Here is a 21,836-nt window from a genome sequence, read left to right as displayed (position 1 = left end):
TACTTAAAATCCAAATGAAAACCATTTCTTCTTTTTCTTCGGGGTTAACTCTTCATTGGGTATTTTTTCTTTACCATTTTCAGGTGAACGATCATTAATAATTGGCTTATATTTATCTAAAGTGATCAGTATTTCCATTTGTGATATGTCTTCATTTTTAGTTTCATCATACACATCACAGAATGCTCGTACCGAATTTGGAATCTTTGTTTCTATATCCAAATTAAAATGAATATCAAGGGCTGATGTTAGTGTATGTGATTCTTTTCCTACGTGCAAATTACTTAAAGATGGGATGACGGTTTTACCCTCGTAATCTAATTCAATGGAATTATGAGTGCTTAAACTAGAATTTAGTTTCATAAGTCCTTTGTAAATCAAAGGAGTTTTGTAAGCTTCTAATGGAAAGGTGATAGCTACCTTTTTTTGATAGGAGTTACCATATTCCTGATACCTTTTAGCAAAAAACACGCTCCAGAATATTTCGTTTGACAAGGAGAGTTGTAGTTTTGTAGGGTTCTTTAATAATCTTTCAAACTTTTTAATCAATTTAAAAACAAAGTCTCCTCTATGTTCTTTGATTATTTTTTTCTTGATTGATGACCATCTATCGAGAATTTCATTGTGATTTGTTATCTCAATTAGTCCTCCCCAATGATCTGTGGTAATGTTTATTGGATAAATTGCTTTTAGAAGAAATACTGATATTTCTTCTAAAACCAACGATGGTTGTTTTTGGTTAAAAAAGATATTGCCCTTATCCACTTGCCATTTATGCGGGTATTCTTGCCTGTCTTGATTTAAATACGCAACACTAACTGTATAATCCAGTCTTTTGCACTGTTTTAAAGCTATTCCTGAATAATAGTTAAGGGAAACATTATAAAATCTTATTTCTGGAGTAGGCGAAATGTTAAGTTTATTCTTTCTGGATAAAAAAACACCTTGATTATCCTCGTCCAATATGTTAACCCCGAAATCCCTCACGCTAGATTAATATGTTTTTTTCGGAACTATTACTCACAACCTGTTTTGCACTTGATAGTTCTAAATTCTCTTTAGTGCTATTGATAGAGATTTTTTGAGCATTTTTCTCTAGTTCCTTGGATTGGAATTGCGCTTTTTCATCAATTAAAATAGTGCTTTGTTTTGCGGTTAAGGTTTGCTTATCGCCTATGCTTTCGTTTTTATTCTCTCCTACAGAAATATCAAAATTTTCTTGAACGTTGATTTTCATATTTTTAGCATTGAGGGTCATGTTTTCCATTGCAGAGATCTCTATATTGTTATTAGCGGTATCTATGCTTATTAGGTTGCTATTTTTATCACTTATTAGAATCTTTTCACTGCCTTTGGTGTCGTGTAATTCTATGAGGTGGCCCGAACGGGTTTTAATCGCTTTTATATCATTAGCATCTGTTTGCCAACTATCGGGTTTTGCATTTCCATGATATAAGGCTCCTAATACAAATGGGCGTTCTGCATTTGCACCTTCAAAATTTACTACAACCTCTTCTTCAATTTCGGGGATGAAATGAAAGCCTTTGTCCGATCCTGCGTGAGGCGTCATCATACGTAGCCAGGGTGTCGTTGCACCTAGTGTTTTTTGCCAAGGAAATTGTACTTTGACTCGGCTAAGGCCTTCGGGGTCGTTGTTTTCTATTACCGTAGCTATTTGAATATCACTTTTTGGGTAGTTGTTAATATCCATTTTAGGGTATGCCGAGAAGTTAGCATCTACAGCTTCAAAGTTGTTTTTGTAAGCGCCACCCTCAATGTTAGTATGGGTAATTTTTATAACCCTAAAACTACCATGTCCTTTTATTTTTATTACCTCGCCCAGGTTTACTCCCGGATTATCTGACGACCCTTTTGCAAGTACGGCTTGCATGGCTCGTGATTTTGTATAGTGTTCTACTTGGGTATCTAATCTCGATTTTATAGAAGCATCATGAGATAGGTTATGATATACCTGTGTTTGCTTGCTAAATATTTCATTCGATTTTTTATGGGTAAAGCCATGATAACCATCTGAAGATATGGTTACTTCTGAACTACTTTTATTATGGATTTCATCGGTGACATAATCGTTGGTGATATAATCAAATGAATTGGGAATGGCGCTTAATTCTACTGTAAAATCTTGTAAATCTATACCGTAAGATAGTTCTGTTTCTTCGTTACTAGGGCTTCCAAAAACTAATTTTTTTCCATCATAATAAAACCATTCATTATAATAAGACGCTAGCCTGCTGGCGTAACTAAAGGCACTTTGGTTGTGTTGTACAGAATAATGTATGGAGCCCGAACCTTTTGGGGCGAACGCGGTCGCTAGTTTTTGTTGGTCATATTCGCTAAAAGTCTCGTTTAAAATGTCTGAAAGACTGGCGTCATTAAATGAAGCATAGTGTGCACCATCGTCAGATAGAATTGAAGTACTTTTAGCGCATAAAGTAACGAGATGACCAGTAGCATGCTGATAGCTTTTAGTAGATTTTACTTTAGTAACGATGCCTTTAAATTCCAGTTCTTTATATCTTCCTAATTGAGAGATTGAGCTTACTCTTACTGTAATAATTCCTCCAAGAAACTCTTTGCTACTTCCAATGAGTTCTTCTGTTAGTTTTTCGACTACATCTGTTCTGCATACCAATTCGAGGTCGTGATGCGCATCGATTTCCTGAACTAATCGCAAACTTTTATAGCTGTTAATAGGGGTGTTAGAAATATAAATTTCAGTAGTTGTTTGTAGGGCCATATTCGCTATTTGAGATGATATGTATTACGTATTGTTGGGTGATGTATTACTTTTTCCGTAAGAATATTAATGCGTAAATATACAACATGTAAGAATAATACAATAAAAATATTTGCTTAATATCACATTGAATTTTAATAGCGTATGTAGACGACGGTGTTGAGATGTAATCTTTGATATCTCCCCCTTTTTTATGACGCTCAAAGGTTTTGAAAAACAACTTTAGTGAAGTTTTTGGAGTGGTATTAAGCGTATTAATTTTGGATGATACGATTTCCTGATTTAACCTGAAATAGTTTGGTATTAGTAGTTTATCGTGTTAGGGATAGTAGAGGAAAGCTTTTGGCGAGCGACTGCTTCGAGCCAAAACTTGTAACGGATAGCGCGACCCGCTTTTGCTCCCTTAAAAGCAAAAGCGGGTAACACCCTAATTATTTAGATAATGCTGTAAAATGTTTGTAGAATCCTGGTATGGTTTCAATGCCTTTAAGATAGTTCCAAACGCCAAAATGCTCGTTAGGGGAGTGGATGGCGTCGCTGTCTAAACCAAAGCCCATTAAAATGGTTTTACTTTTTAATTCTTGTTCAAAAAGTGATACAATAGGAATGCTTCCGCCGCTGCGTTGTGGAATTGGGGTTTTACCAAAGGCGTCTTCATAGGCTTTTGATGCGGCTTGGTAGCCTATACTGTCTATAGGGGTTACGTAACCTTGTCCGCCATGATGAGGGGTGACCTTAACTTTTACGCCCTGTGGAGCGATGTTTTCAAAATGTGTTTTGAATAAATTGGTAATCTCTTCCCATTCTTGATGAGGCACTAAGCGCATGGATATTTTAGCATAAGCTTTACTGGCAATTACGGTTTTAGCACCTTCACCGGTGTAACCACCCCAAATACCATTCACATCTAGAGTTGGTCTTATGGAATTTCTTTCGTTGGTTGAGAATCCTTTTTCGCCGTAAACGGCATCGATATCTAAGGCTTTTTTATAATTTTCTAGGTTGAAGGGTGCTTTGGCCATTTCGGAACGTTCGTCTTTTGAAAGTTCTTCTACCTTATCATAAAACCCAGGAATGGTAATGTGATTGCTTTCGTCGTGCAGTGAGGCAATCATTTTAGCCAAAATATTAATGGGATTGGCCACCGCACCACCATATAACCCCGAATGAAGATCTCGATTTGGTCCCGTCACTTCAACTTCTACGTAGCTTAAACCACGTAAACCTGTGGTGATAGAAGGTACGTCGTTAGCAATCATACCGGTGTCGGAGATTAAAATGACATCGTTTTTTAGTTTTTCATGATTGTTTTTTACGAAAGGCGCAAGGTTGACGCTACCTACTTCTTCTTCGCCTTCAATCATAAATTTGACGTTGCATGGCAATTGGTTGGTGTTGGTCATAAATTCCATGGCTTTAACGTGCATGTACATTTGCCCTTTATCGTCGCAAGCGCCACGAGCAAAAATTGCGCCGTCGGGATGTTTTTCGGTGGTTTTAATTACCGGTTCAAAAGGCGGTGAGTCCCATAAATTGATAGGGTCTGGTGGTTGTACGTCGTAATGCCCGTAAACCAAAATGGTTGGGAGGTTTTTATCTATAATTTTTTCACCGTAAACAATGGGGTTGCCTGGGGTTTCACAAATTTCAACAAAATCGCAACCTGCTTTTTCTAGGCTGGTTTTAACGGCTTCGGCTGTTTTTAAAGTGTCTCCTTTATATGCTGAATCGGCACTAATAGACGGAATTTTAAGGAGTTCGATGAGCTCGTTCAAGAAGCGTTCTTTGTTTTCGGTAATATAAGATTGTAAATTTTTCATGCTATTTTCTTTTCAGATGTATTCAAAAGTATAAAAAAGAAATTTTTTAGCCTTAGAAAGTTTGCAATTTAAAAATCTTGTTTATATTTGCAGTCCTTTAGCGGGCGTGGTGGAATTGGTAGACACGCTAGACTTAGGATTTAACCTAATTATTAGTGTTAAAATATATAAAATGCAGGCGTGGTGGAATTGGTAGACACGTTAGACTTAGGATCTAATGCAGCAATGTGTGGGAGTTCGAGTCTCCCCGCCTGTACAAAAGCCGAAGTTTTTCTTCGGCTTTTTTATGCAAAAGAAAATTCTCTTTTTTACTCGGGTACAACATAGGTACAACATTTGGATGTTTTTGTTGGATGAATTTAAAATGGTATGTTTTAAATATATTTGGTATCAAAAAAATGATTATTCCTTCAATACAAATGTTTGTTTTATGAAAACAATAGTTGTTAAAATTTCGTAACTTTGCAATCAGTATGAAGCAAGTATCCCATAAAATAATGTCTTTGGCAATGGCTTTTGTAGTGTTATTCTCTACAATGTCGTTTACTCTTAATATGCATTATTGTGGAGATACTTTGGTTGAAACTGCTATGTTCCGTAAAGTAGAAGGATGCGGAATGGAAATGGAAAAACCTTCAGCTGAAGGTTGTTCTATTGCAAAAATGAATTGTTGTAATGATGAACAATTGGTAGTTGATGGGCAAGACGAACTACAATTACAAGTTGACAAAATTTCTTTTGAACAACAAGTATTCATTGCTTCATTTGTTTACACTTATATTAACCTTTTTGAAGGTTTAGACAACAATGTATCTTCTTTTGAAGAATACGAACCACCACTCGTCATAAAGGATATCTTCAAGATTGACGAGACTTATTTAATTTGATTATTAAACAATAGACTGTTTTATCCTATGACTGTATAATGTCATATGGATAATTTGCTGTATTCGGTGTTTTCTTAACGCTAATGTCTAATTGTTTAATAATCAAAGCTAATGCTAAATAAAAGCATCAAATTTTTAATAGATAACAAACTCGTAGCAGTTCTGTTACTCGTCCTTTTTGTTGGATGGGGAACTGTAAATGCACCTTTTAATTGGGATACAGGTTTTTTACCAAGTAATCCTGTGGCAGTAGATGCCATCCCAGATATTGGAGAAAATCAACAAATTGTATTCACAAAGTGGGAAGGTCGTTCGCCACAAGATATAGAAGACCAAATCACTTATCCTTTAACTACTTCTTTACTTGGCATTCCAGGAGTGAAAACTATTCGTAGTTCCTCTATGTTTGGGTTTTCAAGTATCTATATCATTTTTGAAGAAGATATAGAATTCTATTGGAGTCGTAGTCGAATCCTCGAAAAACTCAATTCACTACCAAGTGGATTATTACCGGAAGGTGTTAATCCTGTATTGGGTCCTGATGCCACAGGTTTAGGACAAATATTTTGGTACACTCTTGAGGGTCGAGATGAAAACGGAAATGCTACTGGTGGTTGGGATTTACACGAACTACGTAGCATTCAGGATTATTATGTAAAATATGCTTTATCTACTGCAAGTGGTGTTTCTGAAGTCGCTTCCATTGGTGGTTATGTTCAGGAGTATCAAGTTGATGTCAATCCAGAGCTAATGCGGCAATATAACATTGGCTTAAACCAGATTGTAAAAGCGGTTAAAAGTAGTAATCAAGATATTGGTGCGCAGACTTTAGAAATCAATCAAGCCGAATATTTAGTACGTGGTTTAGGTTATGTAAAATCTGTCGAAGACATTGAAAACGCTGTAGTTACTTCAGAAGATTTTACTTCAATTAAGATTAAAGACATTGGTAAAGTATCATTAGGTCCAGCAACACGAAGAGGTTTATTAGACAAAGAAGGTGCTGAAGTCGTTGGTGGCGTTGTAGTGGCGCGATATGGTGCTAATCCAATGGAAGTCATTAACAATGTAAAAGCTCAAATTGAGGAACTGAAAGGTGGATTACCTTCAAAAGTATTGGCAGACGGTAGAACATCTCAATTAACAGTCGTTCCTTTCTATGATCGTACCGAACTTATTCAAGAAACGTTAGAAACACTAAACGAAGCATTAACACTAGAAATATTAATTACCATTTTGGTTATTATTGTTATGGTTTTTAATTTAAGAGCTTCTATTTTAATTTCGGGATTGTTGCCTGTCGCAGTATTAATGGTATTTGTTACTATGAAATTGTTTAACGTAGATGCCAATATTGTGGCACTTTCTGGTATTGCTATTGCTATTGGAACTATGGTAGATGTAGGCGTCATTCTCGCAGAAAATATGATTCGCCATCTCGATGATGAAAAATTACGACTACGAGAAGATGGTACAGCGTTAACTACAAATGAAGTAGTTTATAATGCGACAGCCGAAGTTTCTGGAGCAATTTTAACTGCGGTGTTAACTACAATCATCAGCTTTGTGCCTGTATTTACAATGATTGGTGCAGAAGGGAAATTGTTTAGACCTTTAGCATTTACCAAAACGATGGCGTTATCAGCATCTTTGGTTATTGCTTTGTTTTTAATTCCACCATTCGCAGCTTATTTATTCAGAAAAACATCACTTAAAAGCTCATTCAAACATATCATAAATGGTGCTTTAATATTTGCTGGAATCGCAATTATGGTTACTGGATATTGGTTAGGGATTATTTTAATTGCTTTTGGTATTACAGGTTTACTTGGGGTTTTGGGTAAACTAAATAAGAAAAATAGCAATCTTGTAAATATTATTATTTCATGTACTGCCATTATATTTTTACTTGCCGAATATTGGCGACCATTAGGCTTTGACAGAAGTATTCTAGTAAACTTAATTTTTGTAGCGATTATTTGCTTCGGAATTTTAGGAATATTTTCAATTTTCAGAAGGTATTATGGTCAAATTTTAAATTGGGCTTTAGCAAACAAGTTATTGTTTTTAATTATTCCAGCAACTGTTCTAGTTTCTGGAGGATGGATTATGAATAATACAGGAAAAGAATTTATGCCATCTTTAAACGAAGGCTCTTTTCTATTAATGCCAACCTCATTACCACATTCAGGTGTTGCCGAAAATAAACGTGTTCTTCAGCAATTGGATATGGCTGTAGCCACCATTCCAGAAATTGAAACCGTAGTAGGAAAGTCTGGCAGAACAGAATCTGCATTAGATCCTGCGCCTTTATCTATGTACGAAAACATGATTCAGTATAAGTCTGAATACATGCGTAACTCAAAAGGAAAAAGACAACGCTACAAAGTAAACGACGATGGTGCTTTTGAGTTGAAAGATGGAACATTTATCGCCAACCCTAATAATTCAGAAAATGTTGTTTTTACAAAAGTTAGACATGCTCAACTAATTGAAGATAATGATGGAGAATTCTATCGCAATTGGCGACCAGAAATTAATAGTCCTGATGATATTTGGAATGAAATAGTTAGAGTTACCAAATTACCAGGGGTTACTTCTGCACCAAAATTACAACCCATAGAAACCAGATTGGTCATGCTTCAAACAGGAATGCGTGCGCCAATGGGAATAAAAGTAAAAGGACAAGATTTAAAACAAATTGAAGCGTTTGGGTTACAATTAGAAAATCTTTTAAAACAAGCCGAAGGTGTAAAAGAGCAAGCTGTTTTTGCAGATAGAATCGTTGGGAAACCTTATTTACTTATTGATATTGATAGAGAAAAAATAGCACGTTATGGTGTGTCTATTGAGGATGTACAAAGTGTACTGAAAGTAGCAATTGGTGGTATGGCTATAACTCAAACTGTAGAAGGAAGAGAACGTTATGCTGTTAGAGTGCGATATCCAAGAGAGCTGCGTGGTAATCCAGAAGATATAAAAGGAATTTATATTCCTGTTGAAAAAGGAAGTCCAATTCCATTAAGTGAATTAGCAACTATTAGATATGAACAAGGCCCGCAAGTCATTAAAAGTGAAGACACCTTTTTAGTCGGCTATGTGTTGTTTGATAAATTAGATGGGTTTGCAGAGGTGGATGTTGTTGAAAATGCGCAAGCTTTGTTTCAGCAAAAAATAGATTCAGGAGAATTAACTGTTCCTAAAGGCATCAGCTATAAATTTACAGGCACTTATGAAAATCAGTTACGAGCAGAAAAAACGCTTTCAGTCGTCGTTCCATTAGCACTTGCTATTATTTTCTTGATTCTGTATTTCCAGTTTAAATCTGTTACTACATCACTAATGGTGTTTACAGGAATAACAGTTGCATTTGCAGGTGGTTTTATTATGCTATGGCTGTACGGTCAAGATTGGTTTTTCAATTTCAGTTTGTTTGGAGAGAATATGCGAGACCTTTTCAATATGAAAACCATCAATTTAAGTGTAGCAGTTTGGGTTGGTTTCATAGCATTATTTGGTATTGCTACAGATGATGGAGTTGTTATGGCAACATACCTCACGCAAACTTTTGAGCGTGAAAAACCTGCCGATAAAAAGAGTATTAGAACTTCCGCTTTACAAGCAGCAGAAAAACGTATTCGTCCGTGTTTAATGACTACTGTAACTACCATTTTGGCGCTGTTACCAGTATTGACATCCACAGGAAAAGGAAGTGATATTATGATACCTATGGCAATTCCAATATTTGGCGGAATGGTTATAGACATTACCTCTTACTTTATTGTACCAGTTTTATACAGCTGGAGAGAAGAGTTTAAATTGAAAAGAGCAAACAAATGAAAAGAATAATTTATACACTCATAGGTTTATTAGCTTTTAATGCTTCTAATGCACAAGAATTGGAAACACTTATTAATGAAGCATTAAATAACAATCCTGAAATTCAAAAGTTTGAATTACAGTATAGCATTGCTTCCGAAAAAGTGAATGAAGTTAACACACTTCCTAACACAGAATTTGGTGTTGGCTACTTTGTTAGCGAACCAGAAACACGCACAGGAGCACAACGCTTTAAAGTATCCGCTAAACAAATGTTGCCTTGGTTTGGTAATATAACAGCAAGAGAGAACTACGTGAGTGCTTTGGCAGATGCTAAATACGAAGATATTGTTATTGCTAAAAGAAAATTGATGGCTTCGGTATCGCAATCCTATTACAATTTGTATGCTAATAAAGCAAAACAAGACGTTTTAAACGAGAATATTAAACTACTTAAAACTTACGAAACATTAGCCTTAACATCAGTTGAAGTTGGTAAAGCTTCAGCTGTGGATGTATTGCGATTGCAAATGCGTCAAAACGAAATGCAACAATTAAAAGATGTTTTGAGTCAACAGTTTTTAGCAGAACAAACTACTTTTAATAAGCTTTTAAATCGTGATAAAGATTTAGAAGTTTCTGTTGTTAACGAGTTAATAATTCCTTCAGAAGATTTTGAAATAACTTCTGAAAATTTGGACCTACATCCTGAATTACTGAAATTCGATAAACTCTATCAGTCGGTAGAGCAATCTGAATTATTAAACCAAAAAGAAAGCAGTCCAATGATTGGTTTCGGTTTAGATTATATCAATGTTGATAAACGTCCTAACATGGATTTTAGTGACAATGGAAAAGATATAATTATGCCAATGGTATCCCTATCTATTCCCATATTCAATAATAAGTACAAATCCAAAACCAAACAAAATGAGTTGCAACAGCAAGAGATTTTGGCACAAAAACAAGAGCGTACAAATACTTTAGAAACACTATTAGATAAAGCAGTAAACGATAAGGTTTCAGCTAGAATAAGTTATGTAACCCAAACTAAGAACTTAAAGCAAGCTAATGATGCTGAAGAGATTCTTATTAAAAATTACGAAACAGGAACGGTTGATTTTAATGACGTTTTGGACATACAAGAATTGCAATTGAAGTTTCAAATGAACCAAATAGAGTCGGTTAAAACCTACTATGTGAAAACTACAATTATTAACTATTTAACAAAGCAATAATGAAACACACATATCACATACACGGAATGACTTGCAACGGTTGTCGCAGTCACGTAGAAGAAACACTTTCAAAAGTGAAAGGTGTTTCAGAGGCTTCTGTTGATTTAGAAAAAGCAGAAGCAACTATCGAAATGGAATCTCATATTCCAATAGAGAAGTTTCAAGAAGCTTTAAAAAAGGGTGGTGGAAAGTATAGTATTCACAAATCAGGAGAACATCATCATACCAAAGTAGAAAAGGAAAAACAACCCAAAGGACAAGGCACAGGTACTTTCTATTGTCCTATGCATTGCGAAGGCGATAAAACCTATAACAAACCAGGCGATTGTCCTGTCTGCGGAATGGATTTAGTCGAAGAACAAAATCTATCTACAACTTCAATAGAACAATGGACGTGTCCTATGCATCCAGAAATAATAAAAGATGAAGCAGGTGCTTGTCCTAAATGCGGAATGGATTTAGTGCCAATGGAAGCAGATAGTTCAGCGGAAGAGAAGACCTATAAAAAATTATTAAAGAAGTTTAAGATTGCAGTAATATTCACATTGCCAATTTTCTTAATCGCAATGAGCGAAATGCTAACCAATAATCCATTGTATGACATCATGGATCAAAAATATTGGAATTGGATTCAGTTCCCGTTATCCATTCCAGTTGTATTTTATGCTACTTGGATGTTTTTTGAACGTGCTTATAAAAGTATAAAAACTTGGAATCTTAATATGTTTACACTTATAGGAATAGGTGCAGGTGTAGCTTGGTTATTTAGTGTTTTTGGCATGTTTTTTCCAGATATCTTTCCAAGTCAGTTCAAAACAGAATCTGGAGCAGTACACGTTTATTTTGAAGCAGCAACCGTTATTCTAACATTGGTGCTTTTAGGCCAGCTTTTAGAAGCTCGTGCGCATAGTAAAACCAATTCAGCAGTAAAAGAATTGTTAAAGTTAGCACCCAATAAAGCTATAAAAGTAGTAGATGGCGAAGATATAGAAGTAACCATCGATGCTATTGAATTAAATGATATTCTAAAAGTAAAACCAGGCGATAAGATACCTGTGGATGGTTCGATAAAAGAAGGGGATACAACCATTGACGAATCTATGATTACTGGAGAGCCAATTCCTGTCAATAAAACAGTAAATGATAAAGTAAGTAGCGGAACAATAAATGGTAATCAAACTTTTTTAATGAAGGCTGAAAAAGTGGGGAGTGATACGCTACTCTCTCAAATCATCCATATGGTTAACAATGCCAGTAGAAGTCGTGCGCCAATTCAAAATTTAGCCGATAAAGTATCAGGTTATTTCGTGCCTGTTGTGGTCATTATCTCTTTCCTAACTTTTGCGGTTTGGGCAATTTGGGGACCAGAACCAGTTTATGCGTTTGTAAATGCTATCGCTGTTTTGATAATAGCCTGTCCTTGTGCATTGGGATTAGCAACACCTATGTCTGTAATGGTTGGTGTTGGTAAAGGTGCACAAAATGGTGTATTAATTAAAAATGCTGAAGCACTTGAAAAAATGGATAAGGTTACGACACTAATTGTAGATAAGACAGGAACAATTACCGAAGGAAAACCAACCGTTGAAACAGTAGGTTCGTTTGATACTGATTTTAGCGAAAATGACATTCTGAAATATATTGTTTCGTTGAACACAAACAGCGAACATCCATTAGCTGAAGCTACCGTTAAATATGGTAAAGAACAACATGTTGAAATTTTAAAATCTGAAGCATTTAGTGCAGTTACAGGTAAAGGTGTAGAAGCTACTATTAACAATAAAAAGGTGGCATTAGGAAATCCTAAGATGATGGATTATACCAATGCGGAGATAACCTCGCAAATGGAAGAAGAAGCTAAAACCTATCAAAAGCAAGGTAAAACTGTTTCTTATTTATCAATAGATAAAAAGGTTACTGGTTATGTGGTAATAGGCGATAAAATAAAGGGAACTAGCGCGAAAGCCATTAAGGAACTTCAAGACAAAGGTATTGAAGTCATCATGTTAACAGGCGATAATCACGACACAGCACAAGCAGTAGCAACAGAATTAAATCTTACAGATTTTAAAGCAAGTATGTTGCCTGAGGATAAACTGAAAGAAGTAGAGAAACTACAAGAAAAAGGAAAAGTTGTTGCTATGGCAGGCGATGGTATTAATGACGCACCAGCACTTGCTAAAAGTGATGTAGGCGTCGCAATGGGTACAGGAACAGATGTAGCTATAGAAAGTGCCATGATAACCTTGGTAAAAGGCGATTTGCACGGTATTGTAAAAGCCAGAAATTTAAGCGATGCTGTAATGAAAAACATTAAACAGAACCTATTTTTTGCACTTATCTATAACACATTAGGTGTGCCGATTGCAGCAGGTGTTTTGTTCCCATTCTTCGGAATTTTACTATCGCCTATGATTGCAGCATTAGCAATGAGTTTTAGCTCTGTTTCAGTTATAGCTAACGCATTAAGATTAAGAACAATTAAAGTTTAACTATAAAATTAAATAATTATGGGAAATTCAAATCAACACTCAAATAAAGGAAACTATAAAACATTTTTTTTAATGTTAGGGTTATCATTTATAGCAATGTATATAACCATGTACTTAAACACCTACACCATAGACCATGTATATTTCAGTTTGACTCGCTTCTATATGGTATGTTTAGGGATTTCAACAATGGCAGTTATAATGCTGCTATTCATGCTGAAAATGTATAAAAACAAAAAGAAGAATATAGCAATACTTATAGGAAGCTTAGTGCTTTTTATTAGTGCATTAGGATTGGTTAGAGTACAAGCGCCAATTGTCGGAGATGTGCTTTGGTTAAAAGGGATGATTCCTCATCATTCTATTGCCATACTAACAAGTGAACGTGCAGATATTCAAGACCCAGAAGTTAGAAAGCTGGCAGATGATATTATTGAAGCGCAACGCAAAGAAATAGAAGAGATGAAAGCAATGATAAAACGATTAGAAAATGAAAAATAATAAGATAATCATAAACGTTGGTTTACTCGTAATAGGTGTGTTGTTGGGTTGGTTACTTTTTGGTGGTTCTTCAAAGGAAGAAACAGACCATAATCACGATGCGGTTGCAGAAACTAATCAAATGTGGACTTGTTCTATGCATCCACAGATTATGCAACCGGAAGCTGGCGATTGCCCAATTTGCGGAATGGATTTAATTCCTGCTGCAAGTAGAAGTGATGGATTATTAGCAGACCAATTCAAACTGACTGAAAACGCAATGGCATTGGCAAACATTCAAACGTCAATTGTAGGCAATGGTAACTCAGAAGATAATACCATTAAAATATCTGGAAAAATTGTAGAAAATGAAGAAGCTAATGCAGTCCAAGTCAGTTATTTTTCAGGAAGAATAGAACGTCTAAATGTGAGCTTTACAGGCGAAGAAGTTAGAAAAGGACAGTTATTAGCAACTATCTATTCGCCAGAATTATATGCAGCGCAACAAGAACTAATCACAGCATCTTCATTAAAGGAATCACAACCTACATTATACAAAGCGGTTCGTAACAAATTAAAATTATGGAAGCTCTCTGAAAATCAAATTAATCAAATTGAATCTTCTGGTAGGGTTAAAGAAAACTTTCCGGTATATGCAACGGTTTCAGGTACGGTTTCAGAGAAATTAGTCGAACAAGGTGATTATATCAAACAAGGTCAGCCTTTGCTCAAAATAGCTAATCTAAAAACGGTTTGGGCAAATTTTGATGTGTATGAAAATCAAATCGATTTATTTAAAAAAGGACAAGAAATTTCAGTCACTACCAATGCCTATTCTAATGCAGCATTTAAAGCTAAAGTAGATTTTATAGATCCTGTTTTAGATACAAGAACAAGAACTGTGAAATTAAGAGCGGTACTTAATAATAAACAGAACGTTTTTAAGCCAGGAATGTTTGTTGAAGGTGAAATTAAAGGGATGGCTTCAAGTAAAGAGCAAGCATTAATGATTCCATCTACTGCAGTTTTATGGACTGGAGAACGTTCAGTTGTCTATATAAAAACAGATCCTACTCAACCTGTTTTTGAAATGCGCATTATTTCATTAGGTAATCAAATTGGTAATAATTATGAGGTGAAACAGGGTTTAAACAATGGCGATGAGATAGTAACAAATGGAACATTTACCGTAGATGCAGCAGCTCAATTACAAGGTAAAAAATCAATGATGAATAAAAAAGGTGGTAAAGTTATGACTGGTCATGAAGGACATCTTGGAATGGAAAATAATTCTTCCGTAAATGTTGAGAACCATTCTAACATGAATGAGAGGGTAAAAGTTTCTAAAGACTTTCAGAATCAATTGAAAGTCGTTTTTAATGATTATTTCAAATTAAAAGACGCTTTGGATAAAAATGATGTTAATAACGTAATGACAGAATCAAAAAGACTATTGGTTAATTTATCTAAGGTTGACATGAAGCTATTAAAAGATAAAGAGGCTCATGGTCATTGGATGTCATTAGAAAAAGAAATAAAAGCATCAGCAACATCAATTTCAAATACATCAAATATTGAATCACAACGAAATCATTTTAAGCACCTCTCATCACATTTAATTAGTGCAATTCAAACTTTTGGTATCAATGAAAAAGTCTTTGTTGAGTTTTGTCCGATGGTAGACGATAACAATGGTGCATACTGGTTGAGCAGGGAAGAAAAAGTAATCAACCCATATTTTGGTGGTGCGATGCTAACCTGTGGAGAAGTAAAACAAGTAATAGAATAATAACAATTAATTTTTAAAACAATGAAAAAAGTAATTTTAAGTGTAGCTATAGTAATGGCTATAGGTTTAACAAGTTGTAAAAATGAAACCAAGCAAGAAAAAGAATCAGCAGAAACAAAAACGGAAGTATCTAAAGACATGGCTATGACAGACCTATCTTTTGGTGTTAGAGGTAATTGCGGAATGTGTAAAAAAACCATAGAAAAAGCAGTAAAAAAAGTTGAAGGTGTTGCTAGTGCAAATTGGGATGTCGATAAAAAGAAAATTGACGTGTCTTTTGACGATACTAAAACAGATGCAATGGCAATCCATAACGCAATTGCAGCATCAGGTTATGATACTGAAAAAGTATCAGGAAGCGAAGAAGCATATAGTAATCTGCCAGGATGTTGTAAATATGAACATGATATGGTAATGAATCAATCAGGAGATAAAAAGCAAGAGGATCATTCAGACCATGACCATTAATGATAATTATAGAAGAGCCTTGTTAATTAAGGCTCTTCCTATTATAAAAGTTCCATGCCCACGTTATTTGCAACATCATTGCATTAAATAATGTATATCTTTGCTAAGATGAAATTTTTAGCCTTCATATTATCAATTTATATTTTCGCGCTTAATTTAGCACCTTGCGAAGATAATGCTCCGCTTGATAATGAGGTGCAAACTGAGATTTTACAAGGTATGGACAATGACCATCAGCACCAAGATTCAGATTTATGTTCGCCTTTTTGTATTTGCCAATGTTGCCATATAAATGCAACATATTTTCAATTTGCAGATTTAAAATTTAATTTTATTTATATATCTACTCAAGATTTTCTTTACTTAAACGGTACAGAAAAAGATTTTACTACTTCAATTTTACAGCCACCTAGGGCTTAATTCAGTTTTTTTAAGGATAACTATATCCAATTTTAAGCCTATTATGGCTCTTTTCATTTCGAGTAATTCTAATTTTCATTTTAGAATTATATCGTGAAGTTTAACTGAATTAATATATTTTCTATGATTAATAAAATCATTGATTTTTCAATCAATAACAAATTCATTATTGGTTTGCTTACCCTTACCATTGTTGGAGCAGGTATTTGGAGTATGACCCAAGTACCAATCGATGCTGTTCCAGATATTACCAACAACCAAGTACAAGTCATTACACAAGCACCAAATTTAGGAACAGAGGATATTGAGCAAATTATTACTTATCCAGTAGAGGTTGCAATGAGCAATCTGCCTAATGTTCAAGAAATTCGTTCCATTTCTCGTTTTGGCTTATCAGTTGTTACCATTGTTTTTGACGATGATATGGGAACGTATCTGCCGCGTCAATTAGTCGCTGAAAAACTCAATGACATTAAAGGGCAAATTCCCGAGGGATTCGGAGATCCTTCAATGGGTCCTATTTCATCTGGTCTTGGGGAAATCTATCAATATACACTTAAAGTCAAACCAGAATATAAGGACAAATATTCGGTTACTGATTTGCGCACCATGCAAGATTGGATAGTACAACGTCAAATGGCAATGGTTGAGGGTGTTGTTGAAGTTAATGCTATTGGCGGAAAAATTAAGCAATATGAAGTCGCTGTCGATCCAAATGAGTTGCGAGCAATCGGATTAACAATTACTGATGTCTTTGAAGCGTTGGAAAACAACAATCAAAATACAGGTGGTGCATATATCGAAAAGAACCATCAAGCCAATTTTATTCGTGGAGAAGGCTTAGTGCGTAATTTGGATGATATTAAAAAAATTACAGTAAAAAATATAAATAATATCCCTATAACTATTGGAGACATTGCCAAAGTGCAATTTGGCTCTGCCATTCGTTACGGCGCATTAACACAAGACGGCGAAGGCGAAGTTGTAGGTGGCTTGGTAATGATGCTTAAAGGGGCTAATTCAAACGATGTTATCGAGAATGTAAAAGAGCGCATGGCTCAAATAGAAAAGTCATTACCAGAAGGTGTAATTATTGAACCTTTATTAGACCGAAGTAAATTAATAGCAGAAACTACATCAACTGTAGCAACAAACCTTATTGAAGGCGCATTAATTGTAATATTTGTACTCATTTTTTTATTAGGAAACTGGCGAGGTGGTTTAATAGTAGCATCCACTATCCCATTATCGTTGTTGTTTGCCTTTATATTAATGAATGTATTTGACGTGTGGGCAAACCTAATGAGCTTGGGTGCGATTGATTTTGGAATTATTGTAGATGGAGCAGTAATAATAGTTGAAAGTACTGTATTTCTCATTACATCCCAAGTACTAAAAAAGAAGAGCCTTACAACAATAGAAAGGGATAAAGTGGCTTCAAATGCTTCAAAAAAAATGATGAATGCTGCATTTTTCGGTCAGCTTATTATCCTTATTGTTTTTCTTCCAATTCTGGCTTTACAAGGTATTGAAGGGAAAATGTTTAAACCAATGGCATTGACCTTCATTTTCGCAATGATTGGCGCCATGGTGCTTTGTTTGACCTATGTGCCAATGATGTCTGCCTTGATTTTAAGAGCGCCAAATAACGACAAAAAATCATATGGCGATAAATTTGTACATTGGGTAGAACGTAAATATCAACCGCTGTTAGAAAAAGCTTTAACGAAAGGTAAACTAATTATTGGTGTTTCTGTTGTTTTATTTGGTATTGCAGTCTTTATGTTTACGAGAATGGGAGGCGAATTTATACCACAACTTGATGAAGGCGATATTGCGTTTCACGCCATTTTAAAACCAGGTAGTTCCCTTACAGAAACTATTGAAACGACTACAAAAATTGAACAAATTGTAAAGGCAAAGTTTCCGGAAGTTGAAAAAATTGTAAGTCGAATTGGTGTTGCTGAAATTCCAACAGATCCAATGCCAATGGATTTGGCTGATGTTTTTGTAATTCTAAAGCCAAAAAGCGAATGGACAACAGCTACTACAAAAGATGAATTGATAGAGAAGATGAAAGAAGCGGTTGAAATCGTTCCAGGTGTTAACTATGAATTTACACAACCTATCGAAATGCGCTTCAACGAATTACTAGAAGGTGTTAGAGAGGACATTGCTATAAAACTTTATGGAGAAGATATAAATGTACTATCTCAAAAAGCAGAAGAAATATCTCAAATTATTGCAGGTACAGAAGGTATTGGAGATATGAAAGCCGAAGCCACAACAGGCTTACCACAAATGACTATTACCTACAATAGAAATAAATTAGCACAATACGGGCTACAAATAAAAACTTTAAATCAAATCGTTCAATCGGCTTTTGCAGGTGGTACAGCAGGAATTATTTTTGAAGGCGAAAAGCGATTCGATTTAGTGGTAAGATTAAATTCTCAAAACCGAAAGGATATCTCAGATGTTCAAAATTTATATATCAATTTACCGTCTGGTACTCAAATTCCACTTCGTGAAGTTGCTGATATAAGCTACAAAGCAGGCCCAATGCAAATAAGCAGGGATAATACAAACAGAAGGACCTATGTTGGTATTAATGTAAGAGGACGTGATGTAAAATCTTTAGTAACCGAAATTAAATCAAAGTTAGATGCTAAACTTGAATTACCAACAGGCTATTTTATTAGATATGGCGGTGCATTTGAAAATTTAGAACGTGCAAGTAACAGATTGCAAACTGTAGTTCCAATTGCGTTATTACTCATTTTTGTACTTATTTATTTTGCTTTGAAATCGTTGCCACAAACCTTAATGATTTATATCGCAATTCCTATGGCAACCATTGGTGGTGTAGTAGCATTATGGTTAAGGGATATGCCTTTTAGTATTTCGGCAGGTGTAGGTTTTATTGTTTTGTTTGGCGTTGCTGTTCTTAACGGTCTGGTAATGATAAGCGGACTGAATGAGTTAAAAGAAGAAGGTGTTACCAATCTTAAAGATAGAATTATAGAAGGTACAAAACGAAGAATTAGGCCAATTATGCTTACGGCTTTTACAGATGTTTTAGGGTTTTTACCTATGGCAATTTCAGCATCAGCTGGTGCAGAAGTACAGAGACCTTTAGCAACGGTTGTAATTGGTGGTTTACTAACGTCTACATTGTTAACATTGTTCGTGTTGCCGATATTATATCATTGGGTAGAAAACAAATCTTTTAAGTTTAGAGCAAATAAAAAAGTAATTACAGTTACTGCAATGGGAACTTTTATGTTTTTGTTGCCAATAACAGGGAACGCTCAAGAAGTTAATGAAACGTTACCAATTATTTCAATGAATGAAGCGGTTAAATTATCAAAAGAAAAATTTCCACTTTTAGAACTAAAGCAATTAGAAATCAGCAAACAAGAACAGTTAAAAAGTACAGCTTACGATTTTGGTTCATCTCAAATTTTTACTGGAGGCGAGGAAATTAATAACGGAAATGGTATTTATACGACTATTGGAATTGGTCAAAGTAACATTGATGTGTTCGGTATTTCTGCAAAAAAACGATTGCAAGAACAACGCATTCAATTAGCTCAAAAGGCGCTTCAACTTTCAGAATTGGATTTAGAATTGGAAGTGAAGAAAGCGTGGGCGAATGCCTTGCAGAGCAAAAGGAATTATAAATTATACAAAGAATTAGATTCTATATATACCAATTTTGAAAAAGCAGTAGCATTAAATTATGAAGTTGAAGCTATTTCAAGGTTAGAATATTCAGCAGCTAAAAATCAAGCCTTACAGATTCAAAATAAATTTATGCAATCAAAAAGTGAATATAATATTGCATTACAACAGTTAAACCTATGGCTAGTTTCTGATACGTTCTATACGGTTCCAAATGATTTTGAAATGACCAATGAAATTGATGTTGATACTTTTAACATAGAAGAACATCCCTTATATGGTCTAGCACAATTACATGTGTCAGAAGCAGAAGCAACATATAAAGCTGCCAAAGCAGATAACTTACCCAAGTTAAACCTTCAAGGTGGTTTACAAAACGTAAATGGAAATTCGGGTTTCTATACGTATCAAGCAGGTGTTTCTATACCTTTTTTGTCAGGTACAAATAAAGCAAAAGTTAAAACTGCAAAAATAGATAAGGAAATCGCCGAAACGAACATTCAGTTTAAAAAACAAGAAGTACAATCCAAATTTCTACAATCAAAAGAGAATTATCAAAAATGGAAGACGTCTTGGCTTTTCTATAAAAATGAGGTTTTACCACTTGTAAAAGAACAAAAAGTGGGTGCTTTATTTGCCTATAAAGAAGGCGAGGTAGATTATACTGGATTTACACAACTTATAAAAGAAGCTATCCAATCTGAATTACAAGCTCAAGAAGCATTAATAAATTATTTAGAAAGTACATTTCAACTACAATATTATAATAAATAAGAAAATGAATAACACACGATATATAATCTTAACATTAATTGCAGTTTCACTTTTAGTTGTTGCATGTGGGAATAAAGAAAGTCACAAAGAAGACGGTGGGCATGAACACTATGATGATGCAAAGCCAGAAGCTGAAGAAGCCCATAGTGATGAAGAAGTGATGCTTTCACAGCAACAGTTTGACGCCTTAAAAATGAAAATAGACACCTTGGCATTGCGCAATATGAGCGGTTATGTAGAAGCGAATGGCACATTGGAAGTGCCTCCACAAAACGAAGCTGCAATAACTTCTGTAGTTGGTGCAAATGTGGTATCTATAAAAGTTATTGAAGGCGATAAAGTTAAAAAAGGTCAAGTGGTTGCATATCTATCACATCCTAATATTATAAAAATACAGACTGATTATTTGAATGCTTTTAGCAACAGTAATTTTTTAAAGAAGAACTACGAGCGTCAACAAAAATTAAATGATGCAGGAGTTGGTTCTGGTGCAAATTTTCAAAAAGCCGAAGCAGAATATGAGGCCGCTAAAGCAATGGTAAATGGATTGGAAGCCCAATTAAAACTATTAAACATAAATGCGTCATCAGTACAAGATGGAACAATAGCTCAAAGCATATCATTACGAAGTCCAATAGATGGTTTTGTGCAAAAAGTTGAAGTTAAAACAGGACAATATGTAGAACCACAAACCGAGCTTTTTGAAATTGTAAACACGCATCACGTTCACGCAGATTTAATGGTGTTCGAAAAAGACGTCTATAAAGTAAAGAAAGGTCAAAAGGTGATTTTTAATTTACAGTCCAATACAGAAGAAGATCTTACGGCAGAAATCTATTCGGTAAGCAAAACTTTTGAAGATAATCCTAAAGCGCTTCACGTACACGCTGAAATTGAAAACAAAAAAGGGAATCTAATTCCAGGAATGTATATAAGAGGTAAAATTCAAGTTGAGAATACAGAAACTAAAGCATTACCAGAAAGTGCTATTATAAAAGAGGGCGATAGGTTTTATGTTTTTTCCGCGGAAAGAGAAAATGAAGATTGGAGTTTTAAACCTATTGAAGTGCTTTTAGAGGCAAAAGATGGCGAGTGGTTTGCTGTTCAATTTACTGAAGAGCAAGATAAAACCACGAAATTTGCTTATAATAATGCATATTATTTAATTGCTGAAATGAAAAAGGGCGAAGCAGAACACGAGCATTAA

At 34.9% G+C, this 21,836-nt stretch carries 13 protein-coding genes and 1 tRNA gene; 11 read left to right on the top strand and 3 right to left on the bottom strand.

All coding sequences use genetic code 11. The features are described from left to right. Nucleotides 1–3: 3 nt before the first annotated feature. From Q4566_RS15740 to Q4566_RS15730, 3 genes are all read right to left on the bottom strand, one after another. The gene (locus Q4566_RS15740; protein WP_303423282.1) at nucleotides 4–963 is read right to left on the bottom strand and encodes a hypothetical protein; all 960 of its coding nucleotides are present in this window, start codon (nucleotides 961–963) and stop codon (nucleotides 4–6) included. Between the two features lie 25 nt (nucleotides 964–988). Continuing rightward, nucleotides 989–2,758, bottom strand: coding sequence for a type VI secretion system Vgr family protein (locus Q4566_RS15735; protein WP_303423280.1), 1,770 nt, complete (start codon nucleotides 2,756–2,758; stop codon nucleotides 989–991). Between the two features lie 431 nt (nucleotides 2,759–3,189). Next, nucleotides 3,190–4,578, bottom strand: a complete 1,389-nt coding sequence (locus Q4566_RS15730) for a dipeptidase (protein ID WP_303423278.1) — start codon at nucleotides 4,576–4,578, stop codon at nucleotides 3,190–3,192. Between the two features lie 174 nt (nucleotides 4,579–4,752). On the opposite strand from Q4566_RS15730, the gene Q4566_RS15725 reads away from it, so the two are divergent. From Q4566_RS15725 to Q4566_RS15675, 11 genes are all read left to right on the top strand, one after another. Continuing rightward, nucleotides 4,753–4,834 (top strand) — tRNA-Leu (locus Q4566_RS15725). Between the two features lie 217 nt (nucleotides 4,835–5,051). Beyond that, a complete protein-coding gene (locus tag Q4566_RS15720) occupies nucleotides 5,052–5,465 on the top strand; it encodes an HYC_CC_PP family protein (RefSeq protein WP_303423276.1) in 414 nt (137 codons plus the stop codon). A 111-nt stretch (nucleotides 5,466–5,576) separates the two neighbouring features. Then, nucleotides 5,577–9,305 (top strand): efflux RND transporter permease subunit, encoded by a 3,729-nt coding sequence (locus tag Q4566_RS15715; protein ID WP_303423274.1) that lies wholly within the window; start codon nucleotides 5,577–5,579, stop codon nucleotides 9,303–9,305. Beyond that, the gene (locus Q4566_RS15710; RefSeq protein ID WP_303423272.1) at nucleotides 9,302–10,522 is read left to right on the top strand and encodes a TolC family protein; all 1,221 of its coding nucleotides are present in this window, start codon (nucleotides 9,302–9,304) and stop codon (nucleotides 10,520–10,522) included. Before Q4566_RS15715 ends, Q4566_RS15710 begins: the two co-directional genes overlap by 4 nt. After that, nucleotides 10,522–13,014, top strand: a complete 2,493-nt coding sequence (locus Q4566_RS15705; protein WP_303423270.1) for a heavy metal translocating P-type ATPase — start codon at nucleotides 10,522–10,524, stop codon at nucleotides 13,012–13,014. Before Q4566_RS15710 ends, Q4566_RS15705 begins: the two co-directional genes overlap by 1 nt. An 18-nt stretch (nucleotides 13,015–13,032) precedes the next feature. Then, nucleotides 13,033–13,515 (top strand): DUF305 domain-containing protein, encoded by a 483-nt coding sequence (locus tag Q4566_RS15700; protein ID WP_303423268.1) that lies wholly within the window; start codon nucleotides 13,033–13,035, stop codon nucleotides 13,513–13,515. Next, nucleotides 13,505–15,283: an efflux RND transporter periplasmic adaptor subunit gene (locus tag Q4566_RS15695; RefSeq protein WP_303423266.1), complete on the top strand. Its 1,779-nt coding sequence runs from the start codon at nucleotides 13,505–13,507 to the stop codon at nucleotides 15,281–15,283. Before Q4566_RS15700 ends, Q4566_RS15695 begins: the two co-directional genes overlap by 11 nt. Before the next feature lie 21 nt (nucleotides 15,284–15,304). Further along, complete coding sequence (locus tag Q4566_RS15690) at nucleotides 15,305–15,751, top strand: heavy-metal-associated domain-containing protein (protein WP_303423264.1); 447 nt, start codon at nucleotides 15,305–15,307, stop codon at nucleotides 15,749–15,751. 108 nt (nucleotides 15,752–15,859) lie between these two features. After that, entirely contained in the window at nucleotides 15,860–16,171 is a 312-nt protein-coding gene (locus tag Q4566_RS15685) for a DUF6660 family protein (RefSeq protein WP_303423262.1), read from the top strand. 123 nt (nucleotides 16,172–16,294) lie between these two features. Next, a complete protein-coding gene (locus Q4566_RS15680; RefSeq protein ID WP_303423260.1) occupies nucleotides 16,295–20,629 on the top strand; it encodes a CusA/CzcA family heavy metal efflux RND transporter in 4,335 nt (1,444 codons plus the stop codon). Nucleotides 20,630–20,633: 4 nt separating this feature from the next. Next, nucleotides 20,634–21,836 (top strand): efflux RND transporter periplasmic adaptor subunit, encoded by a 1,203-nt coding sequence (locus Q4566_RS15675; protein WP_303423257.1) that lies wholly within the window; start codon nucleotides 20,634–20,636, stop codon nucleotides 21,834–21,836.

The sequence above is a fragment of the Tamlana sp. 2_MG-2023 genome, assembly GCF_030548465.1.
In the GTDB taxonomy this organism is placed as follows: domain Bacteria; phylum Bacteroidota; class Bacteroidia; order Flavobacteriales; family Flavobacteriaceae; genus Pseudotamlana.
Note: the sequence above shows the minus strand (reverse complement) of the source record. Positions and strands in the feature narration are given on the sequence as shown.